The organism is Flavobacterium sp. CSZ (assembly GCF_015350725.1).
Taxonomy (GTDB): Bacteria; Bacteroidota; Bacteroidia; order Flavobacteriales; family Flavobacteriaceae; genus Flavobacterium.
On record NZ_JADKPQ010000066.1, the window covers coordinates 1 to 589 of the forward strand.

Genomic DNA, 589 nt, shown 5'->3' on the forward strand with positions numbered 1-589 from the left:
ACTAAACCACTCTGCACTGAAAGTGCAGAGGTTTGTTTTACGAGGGACTGAAAGTCCCTCTTTCTATTTCATTCAAGAATGAAATTTGAATTATCATCTCCTTCTTTTCTTCTGTGATGTTCTAGATAATCATTTACCATTTCATCGGTAATATTTCCTGTGCTCCAAACTCCATAGCCACTTGCCCAAAAATGCTGACCCCAATAGCGGGCTTGAAGTTCTGGAAATTCCATTTGCAACTTTCGTGATGTTCTTCCTTTTAAACTTTTCAAAATTGTGCTGACATTCTGCTTTGGCGCATATTCGATATGCATATGCACATGATCTGAACTCACAACTCCTTTTAAAATCTCAATACCTTCTGCTTCACATATTTGTATTAAAAGTTCACGACAACGCTTTTGAACATCGCCTTTCAAAACTTTAAATCTATACTTGGTAACCCAAACAACATGACAGGTTAATCTGCTTACTGTATGCGAACCTTTTCTTATATCTGTACTCATAATCTAAAGATAAAGATTTTTTCGCATTACTAAAGTACTGCAATAAATTGCAGGGTTTTAAACCCGAATCTGAGACCAATAAA

1 protein-coding gene is annotated in these 589 nt (G+C 35.8%); it reads right to left on the bottom strand.

The window, feature by feature from the left end; translation table 11 throughout:
• Nucleotides 1-68 precede the first annotated feature (68 nt).
• Nucleotides 69-506, bottom strand: a complete 438-nt coding sequence (gene tnpA / locus IRZ78_RS26015) for an IS200/IS605 family transposase (RefSeq protein WP_194620508.1) — start codon at nt 504-506, stop codon at nt 69-71.
• Nucleotides 507-589 lie beyond the last annotated feature (83 nt).

Bases quoted from the DNA above. Each gene is read 5' to 3' on its own strand.
- tnpA (WP_194620508.1), bottom strand. From the start codon at position 506: ATGAGTACAGATATAAGAAAAGGTTCGCATACAGTAAGCAGATTAACC.